Origin of the sequence: Xanthomonas euvesicatoria pv. euvesicatoria, assembly GCF_020880415.1 — a bacterium.
GTDB lineage: Bacteria > Pseudomonadota > Gammaproteobacteria > Xanthomonadales > Xanthomonadaceae > Xanthomonas > Xanthomonas euvesicatoria.
In genome coordinates this window covers 39218-61960 of the sequence record NZ_JAJIUJ010000120.1, presented here as the reverse complement: position 1 = coordinate 61960, position 22743 = coordinate 39218, and the positions used below count along the sequence as shown (strand labels likewise).

Here is a 22743-nt window from a genome sequence, read left to right as displayed (position 1 = left end):
CGCCCGTCCGAGCAACATCCTGGGCAACCAATGCGAGGGTTGCGCAGTCGCCAGGCGGTTATGGCCGGAGCCGGAATTGGCTCACATCCTCGGTTGCTACGCACCGCTTCGCCTGAAGAGCGCTGGTGCGGTCTGTCGGTCTTACTCCGGGATGGCAGCAAAAAAAAGGGCCGCTTCCCCTCGCAAGGGAAGCGGCCCACAAGATCTGCGGAGCGCGGATCAAAGGCTCTCGAAACGTCTGTGTTGCTGGACAACGGTGTTGCGTGAAACGCGCATCGGCAGCTGCGACCGGTTGACGATGAGTACGGCGGCCGAATGCACCACCGCGACTAAAAACGATCCCGCTGGCGGTGCCGGTCGCCCGCCACTGCCGGCGACCGGTGGGCTCCGGCGCCGTCGCTTAAAACTCCTGCCAATTGCCATCGCCAACGGTCGACGTGGTTGCACTCACTGCCACGCGCCGCGGTGTCGCCGCGGCCACGGCGGCACGTGCAGCCGGGCGCGTCGCCGGCCGCTGGTGGCTCACAGCGCTGGCGATGGCTGACAACTTGCGTGCCACCGGTGCGTTCGCATCGACCTTGAAGACCGCCACCGCTTCGGTGAGTTGCTGTGCCTGTTCTTCCATCGCGCGCGCGGCGGCAGTGGCTTCTTCCACCAGGGCAGCGTTCTGTTGGGTGGCCTCATCCATCTGCGTGACGGTGAGGTTGACCTGTTCGATGCCGGCCGATTGCTCCTGCGAGGCAGCGGAAATTTCGCCCATGATGTCGGTGACGCGCTGCACCGATGAGACGATTTCGGCCATGGTGCGGCCCGCCTGGTCCACCAGCTGCGAGCCGTCGGTGACGCGCTGCACCGAGTCGCCGATCAGGTCCTTGATCTCCTTGGCGGCGGCTGAGGAACGCTGCGCCAGCGTACGCACTTCACTGGCCACCACGGCAAAGCCGCGGCCCTGCTCGCCGGCACGTGCCGCTTCCACCGCCGCATTCAAGGCCAGGATATTGGTCTGGAACGCGATGCCGTCGATGACGGAGATGATGTCGGCGATCTTCTTCGACGAGGCCTGGATGCCCGCCATGGTGTCCACGACCTTGCCGACGACCTCGCCGCCTTGCGACGCCACGCTGGCCGCACCGATCGCCAGTTGATTGGCCTGGCGTGCGCCCTCGGCATTCTGCTTGACGGTAGAGGTGAGCTCTTCCATCGAGGCAGCGGTTTCTTCCAGGTTGGCGGCCTGCTGTTCGGTACGTTGCGACAGGTCGTTGTTGCCGGCGGCAATTTCGCTGGCAGCCGCATTGATCGAGACCGCCGAGGTCTGGATGTGCCCGACGATACCGGCCAGTTGCGTCACCGTGGCATTGGCATCGTCGCGCATCTGCGCAAACACACCCTGGAATTGGCCATCCATGCGCGCAGTGAGATCGCCCGCAGCAATGGCCTGCAACATGCCCGACAACGCTTGCAGGCTGCCATCGGCAGTGGCCATCAGCTGGTTGAGGCTCTCGACCATGATGCGGAAGTCGTACTGGAACTGCACTGCGTCGCCGCGAGCACTGAAGTCGCCGGCCGCGGCGGCCTGTGCCAGCTGCTTGATCTGCCGATTCATCGCGGCCAGGTTGTGTTTGACCTGCGCCATGGTCTCGGTGAGTTTGGCCTGTTCGCCGGGCAGGGCGTCCATGTCGTCGCTGAGGTCGCCGATCGCATAGCGGCCCATGATCTGCGCCAGGCGCGCGGTGACCTGGATGTGGCTGTCGACCAGCGCATTGGTGTCGCCGGCCATGCGGCCGTAGTCACCGGGGAACACGCCGGCATCCATGCGGAAGCTCACCTGGCCCGCATCGTGGCGCTTGGCCATGTCCAGCTGGGCGGTAATGAGGTTGCGCACCTGCGACTGCATCTTGTCCATGGCCTGCAGCAGACGCCCGGTTTCGTCGCTGGCATCGCTATGCACGGCGTTATCGAGCCTGCCCTCGGCAATCGCTTCGGCAGCGCGGGTGGCGCGGCTCAGCGGCCGGGTGAGGCTGCGGGTGATCAGCAAGCCCAGGGTGCCGCTCAGCAATACCACCATCAGCGAACCGCCGATCAGCAACTTGCGCGAATCGTCCATCGATTGCAGTGCCACCGCAGCCGCTTCGGCAGCTAATTTGTCCTGCAAGGCGATGTTCTCGCCGATCTTGTCCTGCCACCGCTGCAGCGCGGGTGCGGCTTTGGTGAGCAGCAACGGCAAGGCTTCGTCGCTGTGGCCGGACATCACCAGGTCGATGATCTGATTGTTCAATTCGCGTACTTGCGGAATGAGGCGATCGATGTCGTCCCGGATGATTTGGCCTTGCGGCGAGACCGGCATGGCGTAGAGGGCTTCGCGCGCTTTTGAATAGTCGGCACGCGCGGCCTTGATCTTCTCGACGAATTTCAGATTGTCCGCATCGCTGGTCGGCAGCACCACGTTGCGTAACTCGGCAGCAATGATGTAGTTGGCATTCATCATGTCGTTGGAGAGGCGGATCTTGGTCATGTTCTGGTGCACCAAGGCATCCACCAGCGCACGTGCAGAACTCAGCCCGCGGTAGCCGATGAAGGCGATGAACCCGGACAGCAGGATCAGCACAGTGAAGGCGGCCGCCAGGCGCGGCCCGACATTGAAACGCAGTAAAAGAGAGGTCATGGGATCGCTCGGCTCAAAAGGATGGGATACGGTTGCGTCGACAGGCCAGCAAGGCGCGCTGCGCTCGCGTCTGCTTGTCATCACGCCCTTGGTAACGGCGCGTCCTGCAGTCGATTGAGCGTGGGATGCCAGCTGGTAAAGCGCGTTCTCAGACAAGTGATGGGCGCGTGTGGGTGAGCGCTGCCTTGTTTCATAATTAGTGAAAAATCTGCGTCTTAGCCTTCCAATATCGCCGGATCGAGAGGTTCACGCGATCGAAAGCGTTACCGGCATGTGTCGCGATTCACGCGTTGCACACGCGGTCCATCCCGGCCGCGCGCTCGACGCGGCGTGCGTGCGTCGCCGCGATGGCCGTTTGCGACGACCACCGGGGCGTTGCTGTCTTCGCGATCAAAACGTCTTCGCGATCAGAACTCCTGCCAATCGGCTACATCAGCGGCCGATGCGGCGTTGGCCGTCGTGCTGCGACGCGGCGATGCGGCCACCGGGGTGACGCGTGCTGCCGGGCGCGGTGCGGAGCGGGCATTGGCCGGTGCGCTGGCAATGGCCGACAACCGACGCGCCACCGGTGCATGCGCAGCCACCTTGAAGACCGCCACTGCTTCGGTCAGCTGCTGCGCCTGTTCTTCCATTGCGCGTGCGGCGGCGGTGGCTTCCTCCACCAACGCGGCGTTCTGCTGGGTGGTTTCGTCCATCTGGGTGACGGTCTGGTTGACCTGCTCGATACCCGCATACTGTTCCTGCGAAGCCGAGGAGATCTCGCCCATGATGTTGGTGACGCGCTGCACGCTGGCGACGATCTCGGCCATGGTGGTGCCGGCCTGATCGACCAGGGTTGCGCCTTGCGTGACCTTTTCCACCGAGTCGTCGATCAGGTGCTTGATCTCCTTGGCAGCACCGGCCGAACGCTGCGCCAGCGTGCGCACCTCGGAGGCGACCACGGCGAAGCCGCGACCCTGTTCGCCGGCGCGCGCCGCTTCCACCGCCGCATTCAAGGCCAGGATATTGGTCTGGAATGCGATGCCGTCGATGACGCTGATGATCTCGGCGATCTTCCTGGACGAGCCCTGGATGTCGGACATGGTGGTGACCACCTTGGCCACCACATCGCCGCCTTGCGAGGCCACCGCAGCGGCGCCGATGGCGAGCTGGTTGGCCTGGCTGGCGTGCTCGGCGTTCTGCTTGACGGTGGAGGTGAGCTCTTCCATCGAGGCGGCGGTTTCTTCCAGGTTGGCGGCCTGCTGTTCGGTACGCTGCGACAGATCCTGGTTACCGGAAGCGATTTCGCCCGAGGCCAGGCCGATCGCGTCGGCTGCGATCTGGATGCGGCCGACGATGCTGGCCAGTTGTTCGGCGGTGGCATTGGCGTCGTCGCGCATCTGCGCGAACACGCCCTGGTATTGGCCACTCATGCGCGCGGTGAGGTCGCCGGCAGCGATCGACTGCAACAAGCCAGAGAGCGATTGCAGGTTGCCGTCGGCGGTGGCCATCAAGGTGTTGAGGCTTTCCACCATGATGCGGAAATCGAACTGGAACTGCTCGGCATTGCCACGCGCGGTGAAGTCGCCACTGGCCGCAGCCTGCGCCAGCTGCTTGATTTCGGTGTTCATGGTCGACAGGTTGTGCTTGACCTGGTTCATTGCCGCGGTGATGGCCGCCTTCTCGCCGGGCAACTGCTGCATGTCTTCGGACAGGTCGCCGATGGCATAACGCTCGATCAGATGGATGGTCTGCATCTTCACCTTGATGTGCGCGGCCACCAATTCGTTGGTGTCATTGGCCATGCGGCCGAAATCGCCAGGGAACGCGCCGGCATCCATGCGGAAGCTGATCTGGCCTTCTTCATGGCGCTTGGCCATGCCCAGCTGTGCGGCAATCAGATTGCGCAGCTGGCCCTGCATGTTGTCCATGGCATGCAACAGGCGACCGGTCTCGTCGTTGGAGTTCGCGCTGACGTCGTTGTCCAGGTTGCCTTGGGCAATGGCTTCGGCCGCGCGCGTGGCGCGCGTCAGCGGAACCACCAGGCTGCGGGTGATCAGCCATGCCAGCAAGCCGCTGATCAGCACCACCGCCAGGCCGCCACCAATCAACATGGCTCGCCCGCGGGCCATCGCCGTGGTGGCCAGCGCATTGGCTTCCTGGGCACGTTGGCGCTGCAACGCCGAATACTCCAGCAGCGCGTCCTGCCATGCCTGCGTGGCCGGTGCGGCACGCTGCAACAGCAAGGGCATCGCTTCGTCGGTTTTGCCGGCCAGGTCCAGGTCGATCACCTGCTGGTTGAGCGCGCGGGCGGCCTGGTTGTTGGCATCGATCCTCTCACGTAGCGCCTGAGCTACAGGCGTTGCCGAGAAGGTGTAGAGCTTGTCGTGTGCTTCCTTGTAGATGCGGCGCTGCTCTTGGATGATCGCCACGAAGTGTTGATTTTCTTCGTCTGGCGTCGGCAATACGATGTTGCGCAGCTGCACGGCAATGACCGACACCGCGTTGTTCATTTCCTGCAGCCGCTGGACGATCACCATGTTGCGATTAGCGAGCGTATCCAGGCTTTGGCGCGCCTGCGCCAGCGTATACAGGCCAGCGACGACCAGGGCGCAGGACAGCAGGATCAGCGTGCCGAAGGCGAAGCCCAGGCGCTTGCCGACGTTGTAGCGTTGAAGAAGAGCAATCATGTTGGGATCTCGAGGGCGATGGGCAGGAAAGGGGCAGTGCGCAGGGCGGGGAGGCGTACTGGGTACGCTGGTGGCGCCGATGCGGGCATGCGTCGAACCGATCCATCGATCGTTGCGACATCAAAAGGTCGCAACGCCAGCGATTGCAGGGCAGGTACACGTGCTTGAGGTTGGTAACGGCGCCCTGTCGGTGCTGCTGAACTCGCTAGCCCGGACGCGTATGGGTTGGCGTCACCGAGGTGAGCCTGGTGTGCACAACCGCCTGGAAATGCCTGTCAAACGGGGCATTCCTGGGGCTCTGAAAGATCGCGCCTTCACTTCCTGCTCACAGGCCTGACAGCCCAGCAGGCGTCTGGATCCAGGGCGGTTTGGCATGTGTGGCTTGGATCTGCGCCCGCGCAGGGCCGCTCGACGCCTGCGCGCTGGCAATAGCGCTCTGCCGATCGCACTGGGCGAAGCGCGTACACGTTGAGGATGTGCGGCCGTTGCGCCGGTGCCTGACCGATGCAGGCAGCGGGCAGTGACCAAGGTGGGACGCAGGCGTGCGCGCAGCGTCCCAGGGGCCGGTCGATCGCCAGGCGTTGCCTCAGGCAGCGTGGCCCAGGCGGCGATGCGCAGACCCGGCCTGCAACTGGAACACCGAGACCGCATCGCGCAATTGCTGCGCCTGTTCTTCCATCGACCGGGCGGCGGCGGTGGCTTCTTCCACCAGCGCGGCGTTCTGCTGGGTGGCCTGGTCCATCTGCGCGACGGTCTGGCCAACCTGTTCGATGCCTTGCGACTGCTGCTGCGAGGCCTCGCTGATCTCATGCATGATGGTGGTGACGTTCTGCACCGAATCGACGATGTCCTGCATGGTGCGACCGGCCTGGCCCACCAGCTGGCTGCCGTGTTCGACGCGGCTGACCGAGTCCTCGATCAGGTGCTTGATCTCTTTTGCCGCACCGGCCGAGCGTTGCGCCAGCGTGCGCACTTCACTGGCCACCACCGCAAAGCCACGGCCTTGTTCGCCCGCGCGTGCCGCTTCCACCGCCGCGTTCAAGGCCAGGATATTGGTCTGGAAGGCGATGCCGTCGATGACGCTGATGATGTCGGCGATCTTCTTGGATGCAGTCTGGATGCCGGCCATGGTGCCCACCACCTCACCCACCACCGCACCGCCTTGCGAGGCGACCGTGGCCGCACCGACCACCAGCTGGTTCGCGCGGCGCGCATGCTCGGCGTTGTTGCGCACGGTGGAGGTGAGTTCTTCCATCGAGGCAGCGGTTTCCTCCAGATTGGCCGCTTGCTGTTCGGTGCGCTGCGACAGGTCCTGATTGCCGGTGGCAATTTCGCTGGCGGCATCGTTGATGGCATTGGTGGACTGCTGGATGCGCCCGACGATATTGGCCAGCTGGGTCACGGTGGTATTGGCGTCGTCGCGCATGCGCGCGAACACGCCATGGAAATCGCCGTGCATGCGGGCGGTGAGGTCGCCCGCCGCAATCGCCTGCAACACCGTCGAGAGCGCGTGCAGATTCGCATCGGCGGTGGCCATCAAGTGATTGAGGCTGTCCACCATCGCGCGGAAATCGTACTGGAAGCGCTGTGCGTCGCCGCGTACGCTGAAATCGCCATTGGCTGCGGCCTGCGCAAGCAGCTTGATCTGGCTGTTCATCGCCGACAGGTTGGCCTTGACGGTATCCATGGTGTCGGTGAGCACGGCCTTTTCGCCAGGCAGGCGCTCCATGTCCTGGCTCAGGTCGCCGATGGCATAGCGCGACATGATCTGCGCAAGCTTCATCTTGACCGCAATGTGCGAGCCCACCAGCGCGTTGGTGTCGTGCACCATGGTGGCGTAGGCACCGGGGAAACTGTCTGCCTGCATGCGGTAGCTGATCTGGCCGGCATCGTGGCGCTGCGCCATTTCGCTTTGCGCGCTGAGCACGCGCTGCAGTTGCCCTTGCATCTGGCGCATGGTGTCGAGCAATTGACCGGTTTCGTCGCGGCCGGCGGCACTGACCTGATCGTCCAGCCGACCCTGCGCGATATTGGCGGCCACCGTCGCGGCGCGGCGCACATTGCGGGTCAGGCGCGACAAGGTGTACCAGCACAGCGCGGCGATCAGCAGCGCCAGCACCGATAGGCCGGCGATCGCTTGCCACATCGCGTTGCGTGCGTCGACCAGGTGACGTTCGGATTGCCGCTGCAGCGCTTGCAGGGACACGTTGCTGAGGTCCCGCATGGTCTGGCCCAGCGCATCGAGTGCGGCATTCCACTGTGCGTCTGCCTTGGCATCGCTGCCGTCCAGGGCGGACCCCAGTGCAGCCAGTGCGGCGCTTGCCTGGGTCGCTTCGGCCTTGGCGGCATCGGCCAGCGCAGGGTCGGGCTGTTCCAACAAGCCCATCGCCTTGTCCAGTTCATGGCGGAAACGCACATGGTTTCGGTCAAGTTGATCGAGCTGCTCGCGCAGCATGGCGCGGCTGTCGCCCGCCTGCGAGGGGTCGCTGGCGGCGTCCAGACGGGTCAGCGATTCGGTGGTCTCGGGGCTGTAGATCAGCGTGGACACCACCAGGTGGTAGCTCTCGATGTACGGGGTGTAGACCAGCTGGCTGTCGTCGCGCAATGCATCGAGCGCGGCGAAGGCCTGCTCGCTCACGGCGGCGTAGCCTTCTGCGGCGGCACCGGCAACATGGCGCTGCTGCAAGGCCAGCAATTGCTTCTGGCTGCGTTCGAAGCCGGGCATGCCGGCCGTGGTGGCGAGCAGCTGGGCGAGATCGCGCTCGGCGCGCTGCGCGGCGTCTTTGGCGGCGCTGCCGCTATCCACATGGGCTGCGTGCAGGTCGGTGATCAGGCCCAGCATTTGGCCAAGCGGCGCGTAGCTGCGCAATTCGTTGCTACTGATGGCGACGCTTTCATTGAGCTTGCCGCTATAGAGCAGCACCGGAATGACCAGCCCCACCAACGCAAGCACGCCGATGATGCCGAGTTTCCTGGCGATGGCCAGGTCGTCCCAACGGCTGGTCCAGCGGCGTGGCAAAGCGGGAATGGTCTGCGGCGACAGCGTGGGTGAGGTGGTCATTGATGCGTCTCATGGATGTAAGCAGGCTATCGGCTAACGACGTGTACGCCTTTAACGGGTCGGCAGCGCTGCCGACCCGTCCGGTTCAGTCAGTGCTGGCGATCTGTTCAGAACTCCTGCCAGCTGCTGTCGTTGCTGGGCGCAGCGACGACGGCGCGCAGCGTGGCGGCAGGGGCGCGGCCGGCTGCCGCCGCCCTGGCCGAAAGCGCGGGCGCTGCTGCCGGGCGTCGTGAGGCTGCACGCGATGCCTGCGATGCATCACTGCTGTCGGTCTTGAAGACCGCCACGGCCTCGGTCAATCCGAGCGCCTGTTCTTCCAGCGCGCGTGCGGCGGCAGTGGCTTCTTCCACCAGCGCGGCGTTCTGCTGGGTGGTTTCGTCCATCTGGGTGACCGTCTGGTTGACCTGCTCGATGCCCGACGACTGCTCCTGCGAGGCCGCGGAGATCTCGCCCATGATGTCGGTGACGCGCTGCACGCTGGTCACGATTTCGGCCATGGTGGTGCCGGCGCTGTGCACCAGCAGCGAGCCTTCGGCCACGCGCTGCACCGAATCGTCGATCAGGCTCTTGATCTCCTTGGCCGCTGCGGTGGAGCGCTGCGCAAGCGTACGCACTTCGCTGGCCACCACGGCAAAGCCGCGGCCTTGTTCGCCGGCGCGCGCCGCCTCCACCGCGGCGTTGAGCGCCAGGATGTTGGTCTGGAACGAGATGCCATTGATGACGCTGATGATGTCGGCGATCTTCCTGGACGAAGACTCGATTCCGCTCATCGTCTCGACCACCTTGCTGGCGATCTGCCCGCCTTGCGCTGCAACGCGGGCGGCGCCGATGGCAAGCTGGTTGGCCTGGCGTGCGCTTTCGGCATTCTGCTTGACGGTGGAGGTGAGCTCTTCCATCGAGGCAGCGGTTTCTTCCAGGTTGGCGGCCTGTTGTTCGGTGCGCTGGGACAGGTCCTGGTTGCCGGCGGCGATTTCGCCGGTGGCTGCGCTGATGTTGCCGGCCGCGCCCTGGATCCGCACCACGATGCGCGTGAGCTGCTCGGTGGTGGCGTTGGCGTCGTCGCGCATCTTGGCGAATACACCGTGGAAGTTGCCGTGCATGCGGGCGGTGAGATCGCCGGCGGCGATCGACTGCAACACCGACGACAAGGTGACCAGGCTGGTGTCGCTGACCTCCATCATCGCGTTGAGGTCCTGCACCATGCGCAGGAAATCGTGCTCGAACCGCTGCGCATCGCCGCGTGCGCTGAAGTCGCCGGCCGCAGCCGCGCTGGCCAGGCGCTTGATCTCGGTATTGATCGCCAGCAGGCTGGCCTTGGCAGCATCCATCGATTCGTGCAGCACCGCGCGGCTGCCCGGCAGGCGCCGTGCATCGCGGCGCAGATCGCCGCGGGCGTATTCGTTGAGCACTTCGATGGCATCGACGATGGCGTCCAGGTGCTCGAACATCATCGTGTTGATGCCCTTGCTCAGCTCTCCGTACACGCCGGGGAAGTCCTGCGGCATGCGGTGCGTCATGTCCTTGTCGGCGTGCAGCGCGATCATCCGCGTGGTTTCGCCGGAGAAACGCTGCAACTGCGTCTGCATCCTGGCCATGGCGCTGAGCAGCCGGCCGGGCTCGTCGGTGGCGGTGGTGTGCACGTCGCTGTCCAGGCGACCTTCGGCGATGGCCTCGGCGGCACGGGTGGCACGGCTCAACGGCTGGGTCAGGCTGCGGGTGATCCACCAGGCCAGCAGGCTGCTGACCAAGATCACCGCAAGGCCGCCGGCGATCAGCAATGCCCGGCCACGATCCATCGCGGTGTTTGCATCGGCATAGGCCGCCGCGCCACGGCTGCGCTGGCGTGCGGCATATGCATTGAGCGCGTCCTGCCATTGCTGGTTTGCCGGTGCGGCCTGCTGCATCAGCGCCCTGAGCGCCTGGTCGGGCTTGCCGTTCATGCCTAGGTCCAGCACCTGCTGATTGGCGACACGCGCCTTTTCGCGGGCAAGATCGATTTGCCGACGCATTGCCGCACCATTGGCGTCGGACGGCGGGATGGCGTACAGCTTGTCGTGGATGTCGCTGTAGTACTGCCGCTGCTGCTCGACGATTTTTGCGAAGCCGATGTTCTCTTCCTGCGTGGTCGGCAGCACGATGTTGCGCAGGTTGACTGCAATGTCCGCACTGGCGCTGCGCATCTCGCCGACATATTCCAGGATCGTCATGTTGCGCTTGACGATCGAATCCATGCGCCCGCGCGCTTGCGCCAAGGTCATCAGGCCCGCGACCACCAGGCCGCAGGACAACAGGATCAGAAAGCCGAACGCTGCGGAAAGGCGGGTACCGACGTTATAGCGTTGGAGAAAGCCGATCATGAAACATACCTGCCGGGAAGGAGGAGAGGGAGGCGCTTGGAGGCAACGGCGGCGGCCTCGCGATCACGGTCGGCACCCGCTGCAAGCTAGGTCGGCCGCACGACGCCTGGCGCTGGCGCTGCTGGCGCGCGTCGGCTCCGTCCCGATTGCAGGGCAGGTAGCGGCGACCTGGTCGTATACTTGAGCTCGCTATTTAGCGTTTGTTATAGCTGGCATCGTTCACGGAAGCGGGCAGCGACGCTTGCCGATGCAAGGCCCTGCCGGGCGAGGTGCAGCAGCGATGAGCGCGCGCGAAGGGAAGGGCGCTCGACATGCACGCCGGTCGGGGCGCCAATGCCACCTTGCGGCTGATGTTCCAGTGGGTCTTTGGGGAAGGGCCGATCAGAAAGGGGCAAGTCAGCCGACGCGTGCCGGCTGCAGGCGCGTGTCGCCCTGGCGGTTCGCGCTGGCTGTCGACGCCTTCCAGGCCGCAGCAGTCTGGCCCATCGCCAGCGGCGCCCATCAATGCATAAGGGCCCGAGCTAGCGCATGCGGGTTGCATGTGCTGGCTCGGGCCCTGCGTGTTGCAATGACTGATGTGTGGAGCGGCTGCCTGGCGCATGGCATCGGTGAGCACTCCCACCGATGCCAGTGCGTGCTGATCAGAACTCCTGCCAGCTGGTGTCGACGGTCGTCGATGCAGCAACCGCGCGCGGCTTGGCGGCCGCGCTGCCGCCGATCGAGGTCAGCTTGGCGCGCACGGCCGGCGCCGCCTTGGCGACGGATGCCGTGCGGACCGTGCTGGTGGTGCCTTGCTCGGTCTTGAAGACCGCCACGGCCTCGGTCAATCCGACCGCCTGTTCTTCCAGCGCGCGCGCGGCGGCAGTGGCTTCTTCCACCAGCGCGGCGTTCTGTTGGGTGGTTTCGTCCATCTGGGTGACGGTCTGGTTGACCTGTTCGATGCCGGCCGACTGTTCCTGCGAGGCTGCAGAGATCTCGCCCATGATGTCGGTGACCCGCTGCACGCTGGTCACCAGCTCGCCCATGGTCCTGCCAGCGGTATTGACCAGCACCGAACCGGCGGCCACACGTTCGACCGAGTCGGCGATCAGGTCCTTGATCTCCTTGGCGGCGCCGGAAGAGCGCTGCGCCAGCGTGCGCACTTCGGAAGCCACCACGGCGAAGCCGCGGCCTTGCTCGCCGGCACGTGCCGCTTCCACCGCCGCGTTCAAGGCCAGGATATTGGTCTGGAAGGCGATGCCGTCGATGACGGAGATGATATCGGCGATCTTCTTGGACGAGGCCTCGATGCCGGCCATGGTTTCGACCACCTGGCCGGCGATCTCACCGCCCTGGGTGGCCACGCTGGCCGCGCCGATGGCGAGCTGGTTGGCCTGGCGTGCGCTTTCGGCGTTCTGCTTGACGGTGGAGGTGAGCTCTTCCATCGAGGCGGCCGTTTCTTCCAGGCTGGCAGCCTGCTGTTCGGTACGCTGCGACAGGTCGCTGTTGCCGGCAGCGATCTCGCTGGCAGCGGCCTTGATCGAGATGGCCGACGCCTTGATGCCGGTGACGATTTCGGCCAGCTGCACGGCGGTGGCATTGGCATCGTCGCGCATCTGTGCAAACACGCCATGGAACTCGCCGCTCATGCGGGCGGTGAGGTCACCGGCAGCGATCGACTGCAACAAGCCCGAGAGGGATTGCAGGTTGCCGTCGGCAGTGGCCATCAAGGTGTTGAGGCTTTCCACCATCACCCGGAAGTCGTGCTGGAAATTCTCGGCATCGCCGCGGGCGCTGAAGTCGCCATTGGCGGCGCATTGGGAAAGGTGCTTGATGGCGTGATTGACCGAAGACAGGTTGCCCTTGACCTTGGCCATGGTGTCGCTGAGCACGGCCTTGTCGCCGGGCAGGGCTTCCATGTCTTCGCGCAGGTCGCCGACAGCGTATTGGCCCATGATCTGCGCCAACCGCATCATCACGGCCACATGCGAGGCGGCCAGGTCGTTGTTGCCGCGCACGATGGTGGCGTAGTCGCCAGGAAACGCTGCTTCGTCCAGGCGGAAGTTCAGCTCGCCCTGATCGTGCCGGCGCTTCATTTCCTGCTGGCCGTGCAAGACTTTCTGCAACTGCTGCTGCATCTTGCTCATGCTGGCGAGCAGGCGACCAGTCTCGTCGGTGCCGCTGCTGTCCACGCTGATGGGCACGTTGCCGGCGGCAATCGAATCGGCCACGTGCGAGGCCTCACCCAGGCGATTGATCAGGCGACGACGGATCAGCCAGCCGCTGGCCAGCGCCACCAGCACCGCGACGCCGCTGCCGATGATCATCGACCAACGGCTGCTGGCCTTGGCGGCCTTCAAGGTTGCGCTGCGCTTGACCAGCAATTCGTTTTCCTGCGCTTCGAAGTCGACCAGCAGCTGACGGATCTGGCCCATCGCCGCACGTTCATGGCCGGCCTTGAATTGCGTCAGCAGTGCGGACAGCTCTGTATCACTGCTTTTGCCGCGCAGCGCGATCAGGTTGTCCTCAAAGCGCAAGAACTGCTCATACGCCGCATGCAGGCGCTGCAGGCGTTCCTGCTGCACCGGGTTGTCGGCGGTCAAGGTCTTGGCGTTGGTGAATTCCTGTTCGAACTGCACCTTGCCGTTGTTGTACGGCGTGAGATGCTGGTCCTGCCCGGACAGCATAAAGCCGCGCGCGCCCGTCTCGATGTTGACCGTGGCAATGGACATGGCGCGGCCGGTGCCGATGACCTGATAGGTGTGGTCGTTCATGGCCACCGCGTCCGACAGCTGGGACTGCCCACGTAGGCCTACCGTTGCGACGATCAAGAGCACAAGAACAACTGTGCCGAAACCCAGTGCAAGTTGTGTCGAAAGACTTAGCTGTTTCATCGAATGTGCCTTGAGCTGGTAACAATCTGAGTAGTGGGAGCCATCCGTTCGGCCCCCCGTGATCGGCCGTGTGGTGGCGCAGTGCAGTGAGGCGTTTTCGCGCTCGCAGGCGTGCCTCGTTGCTGACATAGCTAGCGGCGCAACCACTCTCGACTGAAGAGTTTCGTCACGCATTCGTCACGCAATTTCGATGGCATTTATGTTCGAAAAAAGCGGGCTCTGCCGATGCGGGCTGTTGGCGATGGCACCCCGGTCTGATCAAGCGCATGCAAAGCCGGGGCGGGGCGTCAGTGCAGGCGCCACCGGAGGTTTTTTGTGTGTGCGCAAGCCCCATGCGGCCGTGCTGCCGCGACGCATGTGATGCCCGGCAATGCGCCTGGCGCCAGAAGCACTGCCCATAAAAAAACACCGCGCTCGCCGGCGAGCGCGGTGTCCAGGTGCAGCCCCGGGGCCGGTATTAGAACTCGGCCCAATTGGACGCGTCGTTTGCGACCGACGCGACAGCGGCGCGTGCCGTCGGGCGCGCGACAGGCGGCTTGATTGCAGGCTTGCTCACCGCAACCGGACGCTTGGCGGCAATCTGGCGCACCGCCGGCGCGGTGCGGGTCACCGTTTCCATGTCCGCCGACAGACGGAACAGTGCCACCGCTTCGGTCAGTTGCTGGGCTTGTTCTTCCATTGCGCGTGCTGCAGCGGTGGCTTCTTCCACCAGCGCAGCGTTCTGCTGGGTGGTTTCGTCCATGCTTGTCACGGTCTGGTTGACCTGCTCGATCCCGGCAGACTGCTCCTGCGAGGCCGCGGAAATCTCGCCCATGATGTCGGTGACGCGCTGCACGCTGGCCACGATCTCGCCCATGGTGGTGCCGGCGCTGTGTACCAGTACCGAGCCTTCGGCCACCCGCTGCACGGAGTCGTCGATCAGGTCCTTGATCTCCTTCGCCGCGCCCGAAGAGCGCTGCGCCAGGGTGCGCACTTCCGAAGCCACGACCGCAAAGCCACGGCCCTGTTCGCCGGCGCGTGCGGCTTCCACTGCCGCGTTCAAGGCCAGGATATTGGTCTGGAACGCGATGCCGTCGATGACGGAAATGATGTCGGCGATCTTCTTGGACGAGGCTTCGATCCCGCTCATGGTGCCGACCACCTTGCTGACGATCTCGCCGCCCTGCGAGGCCACGCTGGCCGCGCCGATGGCGAGCTGGTTGGCCTGGCGTGCGCTTTCGGCGTTCTGCTTGACGGTGGAGGTGAGCTCTTCCATCGAGGCAGCGGTTTCTTCCAGGTTGGCAGCCTGCTGCTCGGTGCGCTGGGACAGGTCCTGATTGCCGGCGGCGATTTCGCTTGCCGCACCCCTGATCGACGTGGCCGAGGCCTTGATGCCGCTGACGATCTCGGCCAGCTGCGTGGCAGTGGCATTGGCATCGTCGCGCATCTGCGCAAACACGCCGTGGAATTCACCGCTCATGCGGGCGGTGAGGTCGCCGGCAGCGATCGACTGCAACAAGCCAGAGAGCGATTGCAGGTTGCCGTCGGCGGTAGACATCAAGGTGTTGAGGCTGTCCACCATCACGCGGAAGTCGTACTGGAAACGCTCGGCATCGCCGCGGGCGCTGAAGTCGCCATTGGCCGCCGATGTCGCCAGGTGCTTGATCTCGGTATTCATCGCCGACAGGTTGGATTTGACCTGCGCCATGGTGTCGGTGAGCACGGCCTTTTCGCCGGGCAGCTTGTCCATGTCCTCGCTGAGATCGCCGATGGCGTAGCGGCCCATGATCTGCGCAAGCTTCAACTTCACCGCGATATGCGATGCGACCAGATTGTTGGTATCGCTGGCCATGCGTCCGTATTCGCCTGGGAACGCCTCGGCATCGATGCGGAAGCTGATCTGGCCTTCATCATGGCGACGGGCCATGTCGGTCTGCGCGCTGAGCAGATTGCGCAACTGCTGTTGCATCTTGCTCATCGCCTTGAGCAGGCGCCCGGCCTCGTCGTTGAACTGGGTGTCGACGTCGTTATCCAGCTGGCCGCCGGCGATGGATTCGGCGGCGCGGGTCGCGCGGCTCAACGGCTGGGTCAGGCTACGGGTGATCAGCACGCCCAGTGCGCCGCTCAGCAGCACGACCAGCAGCGAGCCGCCGATCAGCAGCTTGCGCGAGTCGTCCATGGACTTGAATGCGACAGCCGATGCATCGGCTGCCTGCTTTTCCTGCAGGGCAATGTTTTCGGCAATTTTGTCCTGCCAGACCTGCATGGCGGGCGCCGCCTTGTTCAGCAGAAAAGGAAGTGCCTCGTCGCTGTGACCGGTCATCACCAGATCCATGACCTTGTCATTCAAACCCTTGACTTCGGCGCGGCGCGCATCGATCTCTGCACGCAGGATCTTGCCTTGCTCCGAGGCCGGCATGGCATACAACGCTTCGCGCGCTTTGTTGTAGTCGGCACGCGCAGACTGGATCTTGGCGACGAACTGGCGATTCTCTTCATCGCTGGTAGGCAATACCAGATTGCGCAGCTGCGTGCCGATAATGAAATTGGCGTTCATCATGTCGTTGGACAGGCGAATCTTCGCCATGTTCTGGTTCACGATGCCGTCGACCAAAGCACGTGCTGACGTCAATCCGCGATAACCGATCAAGGCGATCAGGCCCGACAGCACAATCAGCACAGCGAAGGCGGCCGCTAGACGTGGGCCGACGTTGTAACGTTGAAGAAGTGAGGTCATGACAGGGTTCCTGGCAAGCGTTGCGCGATAAAAGCGAGCGATGCGGAAACGCCAGTCGAGTGCAGTCTGACGTCTCGCTATGCCCAATAACGGCGCTTGAGAGCATCTACTGAATACCTCGATATCAAAAAAAATATAACTCAAGTTAGGCTTGTGAAATAAATTTTTATTCTGTCGGAGTTTTCCCTGTGGATTATGGTTGGCAATGCGAGCTCTACAGTAAAAATTTAATTCAAATATGAAATTTATCCAAATATTATATTGAATCGTACTGAAGAGTCTGTTTTCGACAGTGCGCCAAAATGAAAGCCGCGCTTTTTGAGGGCGCGGCTTCGATAACAGTTGCCATTTCAAGGCCATGCGGCTGATTTAACGACCGTACAACATGGCGAATAGTCCAACACTCGGAGACCGACTTCAGGATCCGCATACCTACGTAGTATTTGCCAGACCCGGCACAGGTCGCGCCCACTTGGCGGTGAGCGCAGCCGTCTCGCGCGCTTAGAACTCGGACCAGTCGGATTCGTTGGACGGCGCCATTGCCACTGCGGCGCGGCCCGCCGGACGCGCGGCATGCGGTTTGGTGGCAGGCGTGCTGGCCGCCACCGGGCGCTTGGCGGCGATCTGGCGTACCACCGGCGTTGCGCGGGTGACCGCTTCCAGTTCGGCCGAGAGGCGGAACAGCGCTACCGCTTCGGTGAGTTGCTGCGCCTGCTCTTCCATCGAGCGTGCGGCGGCGGTGGCTTCTTCCACCAACGCGGCGTTTTGCTGGGTGGCCTCGTCCATGTGGGTGACGGTCTGGTTGACCTGCTCGATGCCGGCCGACTGCTCCTGCGAGGCGGCAGAGATTTCGCTCATGATGTCGGTGACACGCTGCACCGAGGAGACGATCTCGGCCATGGTGCTGCCGGCCTGATTCACCAGTGCCGAGCCTTCGGCCACCTTGCTCACCGAGTCGTCGATCAGGCCCTTGATCTCCTTCGCTGCACCGGCCGAACGCTGCGCCAGCGTGCGTACTTCCGAGGCCACCACGGCAAAGCCACGGCCCTGCTCGCCGGCACGCGCCGCTTCCACCGCGGCATTCAAGGCCAGGATGTTGGTCTGGAACGCGATGCCGTCGATGACGCTGATGATTTCGGCAATCTTCTTGGACGAGGTTTCGATGCCGGACATGGTGGTGACCACCTGGCCAACCACGTTGCCGCCGTGCGATGCCACGCCTGCCGCGCCGATGGCCAGCTGGTTGGCCTGACGCGCGTGCTCGGCGTTCTGCTTGACGGTGGAGGTGAGCTCTTCCATCGAAGCGGCGGTTTCTTCCAGGTTGGCCGCCTGCTGCTCGGTGCGTTGCGACAGGTCGTTGTTGCCGGCGGCAATCTCGCCGGCGGCCGTGTTGATCGCCAGGGTGGAGTGCTTGATGCGGCCCACGATGTCGGTCAGGCGCTGGGTGGTCGCGTTGGCGTCGTCGCGCAGCCGTGCGAACACGCCGTGGAATTGCCCGTCCATGCGCGCGGTCAGGTCGCCCTCGGCCACGGCGCCGAGCAGCTGCGACAGCTTGCCCAGGTTGCGGTCGCTGACTTCCATCATCGAGTTCAGATCCGACACCATCACGGCGAAGTCGTACTTGAAGCGCTGCGCATCGCCACGCGCACTGAAATCGCCGGAGGCGGCCGCCTGTGCCAGGTGCTTGATCTCGGTGTTGATCGACAACAAGCTGGCCTTGGCCGCATCCATCGCTTCATGCAGCACCGCGCGGCTGGCCGGCAGGCGACGCGCATCTTCGCTCAGGTCGCCCTGGGCATATTGATTGAGGATGCGCACCGCATCGATGATGGCGTCGAGATGCTCGAAGATCATCGTGTTGATGCCGGTGGCAAGGTTGCCGTACACGCCGGGGAAATCTTCCGGCATGCGGTGGGTGATGTCTTCGGCAGCATGCAGGTGCGACATGCGCGCGGTTTCGTCGGAGAAACGGCGCAGCATCTGGGTCATGCCACCGGTGGCCTCCAGCATCTGGCCGATCTCGTCCTTGCTGGTCTTGCCGACCTGCACGCCCAGATCGCCACGCGAGACCGCCTGGATGGCGCCCAGCGCCTTGGCAAGCGGGCTGGTGATGCTGCGCGCGATCAACCAACCGAAGGTCACCGACAGGGCGGCCATCAGCAAGGTGCCGATCAGCAGCACCGCGCTGGTCAGCTTGAACGAGCTGGCGCTGGCAGTCACCATGTCGCCCAGCGCCTTGGACTGCTGTGCATACAGCTTGTCCACCGAGGCGAACAGTTCCTTGCGGATCTCGCCCGATTGCTTGCGCGAAAACTCCATCGCAGCGGCGCGGTCGGGCTCTGCATAGAGCTTGCGCAGCTGCTGGTTGGCGGCGAAATAGCGGGCGCTGGCATCGGTGAGCCTGGCGTACTCGGCCTTCAACGGCGAGGCCGCATCGATCTTGGCGTCCAGCTGCTTCTGGGTGTCGGCGTACTTGGCCTGGATTTCATCCATGCGCTTGAAGAAATACGCGTAGCGCTCCGGGTCTTCCAGATTGAGGAACTGGCCCACTTCGTAGACGCGGAATTCGCCGGCAAAATCGCGCAACTCGGACAGGCGGCTCAATACCGGCACCACGTCCTGGTTGATCAAGGTGGTTTCGCTCTGCATCTGCTTCATGCGCGAAAAGCCCAAACCGCCCAGTAACGCGGTGAGCACGGCACTCAGACAGAAGGCAAACATGAGTTTGCGGCGGATTGGCCAGTCGTTGAACTTATTCATCACTTGCTCCGAAGCATTGCCTAGCGGCGTTATCCAGCAAGCTAACGGCTGAAACGCCAACTTTTTTAGTTGTGAAGTATTAACGGGCAGGCAAACGCCTGCCGATTACGCGAAAACGCCGCTATACAGCTGTCGCGGCGATGTGGCCGAGCCGCAGGGCCGCTAAACAGCGCTCTGCGTCACGGCGCCAGATCCGGGCCGCCGTCGCGCACCGGTCTTGCTCAGAAGTCCTGCCACTGGCTGTCGTTGCCGGCGGTGGCCGCGGACGCGTTCACTGCCGGCTTGCGAGCGCTCGGCGCACGCCTGCTGGGCTTGCTTGCCCGGGCAACGGCGACCACGGCGGGCGTTGTGGCCACAGGCATTGCAGCCTGCGCCTGCGGCGCATCGGCCAGGGTAAAGCGCGACACTGCGTGCGCCAGCTGGCTGGCCTGGTCCTCCATGGTGCGCGCAGCGGCAGTGGCTTCTTCCACCAATGCGGCGTTCTGCTGGGTCGCCTCATCCATCTGGGTGATGGTGAGGTTGACCTGCTCGATACCCGACGACTGGTCCTGCGACGCGGCAGCGATCTCGCCCATGATGTCGGTGACGCGCTGCACGCTGGCGACGATATCGGCCATGGTGGTGCCGGCCTGATGGACCAGCTGCGAGCCCTCGGCGACCTTGCTCACCGAATCGTCGATCAGATGTTTGATCTCTTTCGCGGCACCGGCCGACCGCTGCGCCAGCGTGCGCACCTCGGAGGCGACCACTGCGAAACCGCGGCCCTGCTCGCCGGCGCGCGCCGCTTCCACGGCGGCGTTGAGCGCCAGGATGTTGGTCTGGAACGCGATGCCGTCGATCACGCTGATGATCTCGGCGATCTTTTTCGATGAGACTTCGATGCCGGACATGGTGGTGACCACCTGCGCCACCACCGCGCCGCCCTGCGAAGCCACACCAGCCGCACCGATCGCCAACTGGTTGGCCTGGCGTGCGCTTTCCGCATTCTGTTTGACGGTGGAGGTGAGCTCTTCCATCGAGGCGGCAGTCTCTTCCAGATTGGCCGCTTGTTGTTCGGTGCGCTGCGACAGGTCGTTGTTGCCGGCGGCAATTTCGCTGGAGGCGGTATGAATGCTGCCGGCGGCCTGCTGGATACGCCCGATCACCAGCGCCAGTTGCTCGGCGGTGGTATTGGCGTCGTCGCGCATCGTGGCGAAAACGCCATGGAATTGGCCCTGCATGCGCGCACTCAGGTCGCCGTCGGCCAGCGCGCTCAGCAGGCGCGACACTTCGGCGATGCTGACCGCGTTGGCATCGAGCAAGGCATTGAGCTGTTGCGCCAGTTGCAGGAAAAAGCCTTGTTTCCCGGTACTGTCGATGCGCTTGGAAAGATCGCCGGCAGCGGCGCTACGCACCACGTCGGCAACGTCGATTTCCACGCGCGCCTCGGCCGTGCGGTCGCGCCACTCGCGGACAAAGCCCAGATGCGCGCCGGCCTCGTCGCGAATTGCCGAAACGTTCTGTGCGATGCAGGTGCTGCGGTACTGCACCTCGCGCTGGGCAGCGCCCTGGCGGTCCAGACGCTGATAGATCTCCGCGTCCTGTGCGTTGCCCACTTCCAGCAGCGAGACCGGTTGGCCGACCAGGTTGGCGGTGCGATTGAACGCGGGCGCACAGGCCTGGATATCGTCTGCGTAGGTGTGCAGCAGGTTTTGCAGCGCACTATTGGTGTAGATGATGGTGAGGTCCGGGTCGGCGATGTACATGCCGGTGGAAGCGTTATCCAGTGCGGTGCGGATGCGCAGGTTTTCGGCTGCGATGCTGCGCTCGCGCTCCAGGCGCTCGCGCAGGTCGCGCTGCATGCGCGCCAATGCGGCCATCAGGCTGCGGCTGTGCTTTGCGGCGACCGGGATCGGTTGGTCCAGGCGGCCTTCGGCGATGTGTTGCGCGGCCGCCATGGCCAGTTGCGGTCGCCGCCAAGCAGGCCGAATACCGAGCGCAGAATCCAGCCGGCCGCCAGCGCCAGGCACACGAATGCCAGCACCACGGCGCTACCCTGCTGCCACATCACGCGGTGGCTGTATTGCTCGGCCTGGCGGCGGCTGGCCTCGTTCAAGGCCAGGATGCGCTCGCTGATGGCGCCCATGCGGGTTTCAAGCTGGCCGAACTTGTCGTTGAAATCCGCGTAGGCCGCTGCGCTGTCCGCATGCGTTTCGGCAGCCTTCACCACCTGGTCGGCGGATGCGATATAGGCCTGCAGCGCCGGCGTCACCGCGTCCAGATCGGCGCGCAATGCGGGGGCCAGCGGCAGTTTGCGGTTGGCTGCCAGCGACTCGCGGAATTCGCCGGCGTGTTCGCCCAATGCGCTGCGCGCGGCCGACACGGCTTTATCGTCTTTCGTGGAGTCAGCAAGCAACGCGGCGGTGACATCGCCGCGCAGGGCGTCGTGCATCATGTCCGCCTGCATATGGTTGCGCAGCGCATCGGAGGAGATGACCTGTGCGGCAATCGCATCGAGCAGGCCGCGTTGGCCGTTATAGCCCACGCCGCCCAAGGCGAGCAGCGCCAATGCGGCCACCAGCACCAGGACGCCCAGCATGTGCATGATCTTCATGGTGCAACCCGTGTCAGAAGCGGAAAGACAGGCCCACGCCGAGCGCGTGATCCGGTGAGCGGTCGTTGAGTCCGCGGCTGTAGACAGCGTCCAGTTGGACGTCGTTGCTCAGCAGCCAGGCCGAGCCGACATCGAGCAGGGCCACGGTGCCGCCATCGTCGCTGTTGGCGATCTGCGGCAACGCCACTTCGACGAACGAGCGCACGCGGTCGTTCCAGGCCTTGCCGAGAACGGCACCGAAGATGCCGGCGGTATATCGATTGCCCTGGCCATCGTCGTCCCAGATCACTCCGGGCATCATGCCGGCGGAAATGCTGTCGCTGAGCTCCCATTCGGCCACCAGCCGGAACGAGGGGCGTGCACCATGGCCGCGCAACGCCTGCGCGCCGCTGGGCAGATCCACATGCAGCAACCAGGCCAGCGAGGTCTTGCCATCGTCGGAGCTGGCCAGGTGATGCTTGATGCCGAGCGAGACGTCGGACATGCCGCTCACCTGCGCATCGCCGGGCAGGTCGATGCGCTGCCAGCCATCGGTTTCCAGCCGCAGTTCCCAGGTCTGGCCCAGGCCGTAGCGCAGTAGGGTGGGTGTGGAATACGCATCCACCGCGTCATCGCGTTCCCACGCGACGCTGGTTTCCACCTGCACGCGGCGGTCGCCGACAGTGAGGCTGGATTCCACGAAATCGGGGCGGTCGGTCGCGATCGGGTCTTCAGCGCGGGCATGACCCATCACACCCAACAGCACAAAACAGCTGGCGATAACAGACGGCTTCATGGCATCCCTTGCGTGGCGACCTGCGGAAACAACTATCCGGATGCATGCGCTGGCTGCGTTGGTCGCGACAGCACGCATGCACTGCTGGACCGGCTGCTGCGGTGTGGCGCAGGCAGTCGATGTCATCCACACTAACGGCAACGCTGCATGATTCTTGATGCGCGTCGGACGAGCGGAAGTGGCAGGGCATGCACAGCGCGCCGATGACGCGCCGTGCGGGATGCAGTTGTGGAATGCAAGTAACGCTGCGTGCGTGCGATTACGCTTGTGTTCGCTT

At 64.2% G+C, this 22743-nt stretch carries 8 protein-coding genes and 2 pseudogenes; all 10 read right to left on the bottom strand.

What is annotated here, in order from left to right; genetic code table 11:
* Window positions 1-400: 400 nt before the first annotated feature.
* The gene (locus LN450_RS22510; protein WP_039419209.1) at window positions 401-2662 is read right to left on the bottom strand and encodes a methyl-accepting chemotaxis protein; all 2262 of its coding nucleotides are present in this window, start codon (window positions 2660-2662) and stop codon (window positions 401-403) included.
* Window positions 2663-3069: 407 nt separating this feature from the next.
* The gene (locus LN450_RS22505) at window positions 3070-5331 is read right to left on the bottom strand and encodes a methyl-accepting chemotaxis protein (RefSeq protein WP_011347230.1); all 2262 of its coding nucleotides are present in this window, start codon (window positions 5329-5331) and stop codon (window positions 3070-3072) included.
* Between the two features lie 586 nt (window positions 5332-5917).
* Entirely contained in the window at window positions 5918-8392 is a 2475-nt protein-coding gene (locus LN450_RS22500; protein WP_011347231.1) for a methyl-accepting chemotaxis protein, read from the bottom strand.
* 107 nt (window positions 8393-8499) lie between these two features.
* The gene (locus LN450_RS22495; protein WP_011347232.1) at window positions 8500-10749 is read right to left on the bottom strand and encodes a methyl-accepting chemotaxis protein; all 2250 of its coding nucleotides are present in this window, start codon (window positions 10747-10749) and stop codon (window positions 8500-8502) included.
* A 193-nt stretch (window positions 10750-10942) separates the two neighbouring features.
* Window positions 10943-11235: pseudogene (locus tag LN450_RS22490) on the bottom strand (hypothetical protein).
* A 155-nt stretch (window positions 11236-11390) separates the two neighbouring features.
* Window positions 11391-13502 carry a methyl-accepting chemotaxis protein gene (locus tag LN450_RS22485; protein ID WP_039419297.1) on the bottom strand — a complete coding sequence of 704 codons (2112 nt, stop codon included), beginning with the start codon at window positions 13500-13502 and terminating at the stop codon, window positions 11391-11393.
* Window positions 13503-14079: 577 nt separating this feature from the next.
* A complete protein-coding gene (locus tag LN450_RS22480) occupies window positions 14080-16338 on the bottom strand; it encodes a methyl-accepting chemotaxis protein (RefSeq protein WP_011347235.1) in 2259 nt (752 codons plus the stop codon).
* A 501-nt stretch (window positions 16339-16839) separates the two neighbouring features.
* A complete protein-coding gene (locus LN450_RS22475; RefSeq protein ID WP_011347237.1) occupies window positions 16840-19098 on the bottom strand; it encodes a methyl-accepting chemotaxis protein in 2259 nt (752 codons plus the stop codon).
* 221 nt (window positions 19099-19319) lie between these two features.
* A pseudogene (locus LN450_RS22470) lies at window positions 19320-21691 on the bottom strand (methyl-accepting chemotaxis protein).
* A 13-nt stretch (window positions 21692-21704) separates the two neighbouring features.
* On the bottom strand, window positions 21705-22466 hold the full coding sequence (locus LN450_RS22465; RefSeq protein ID WP_008577050.1) for a transporter: 762 nt from the start codon (window positions 22464-22466) through the stop codon (window positions 21705-21707).
* Window positions 22467-22743 lie beyond the last annotated feature (277 nt).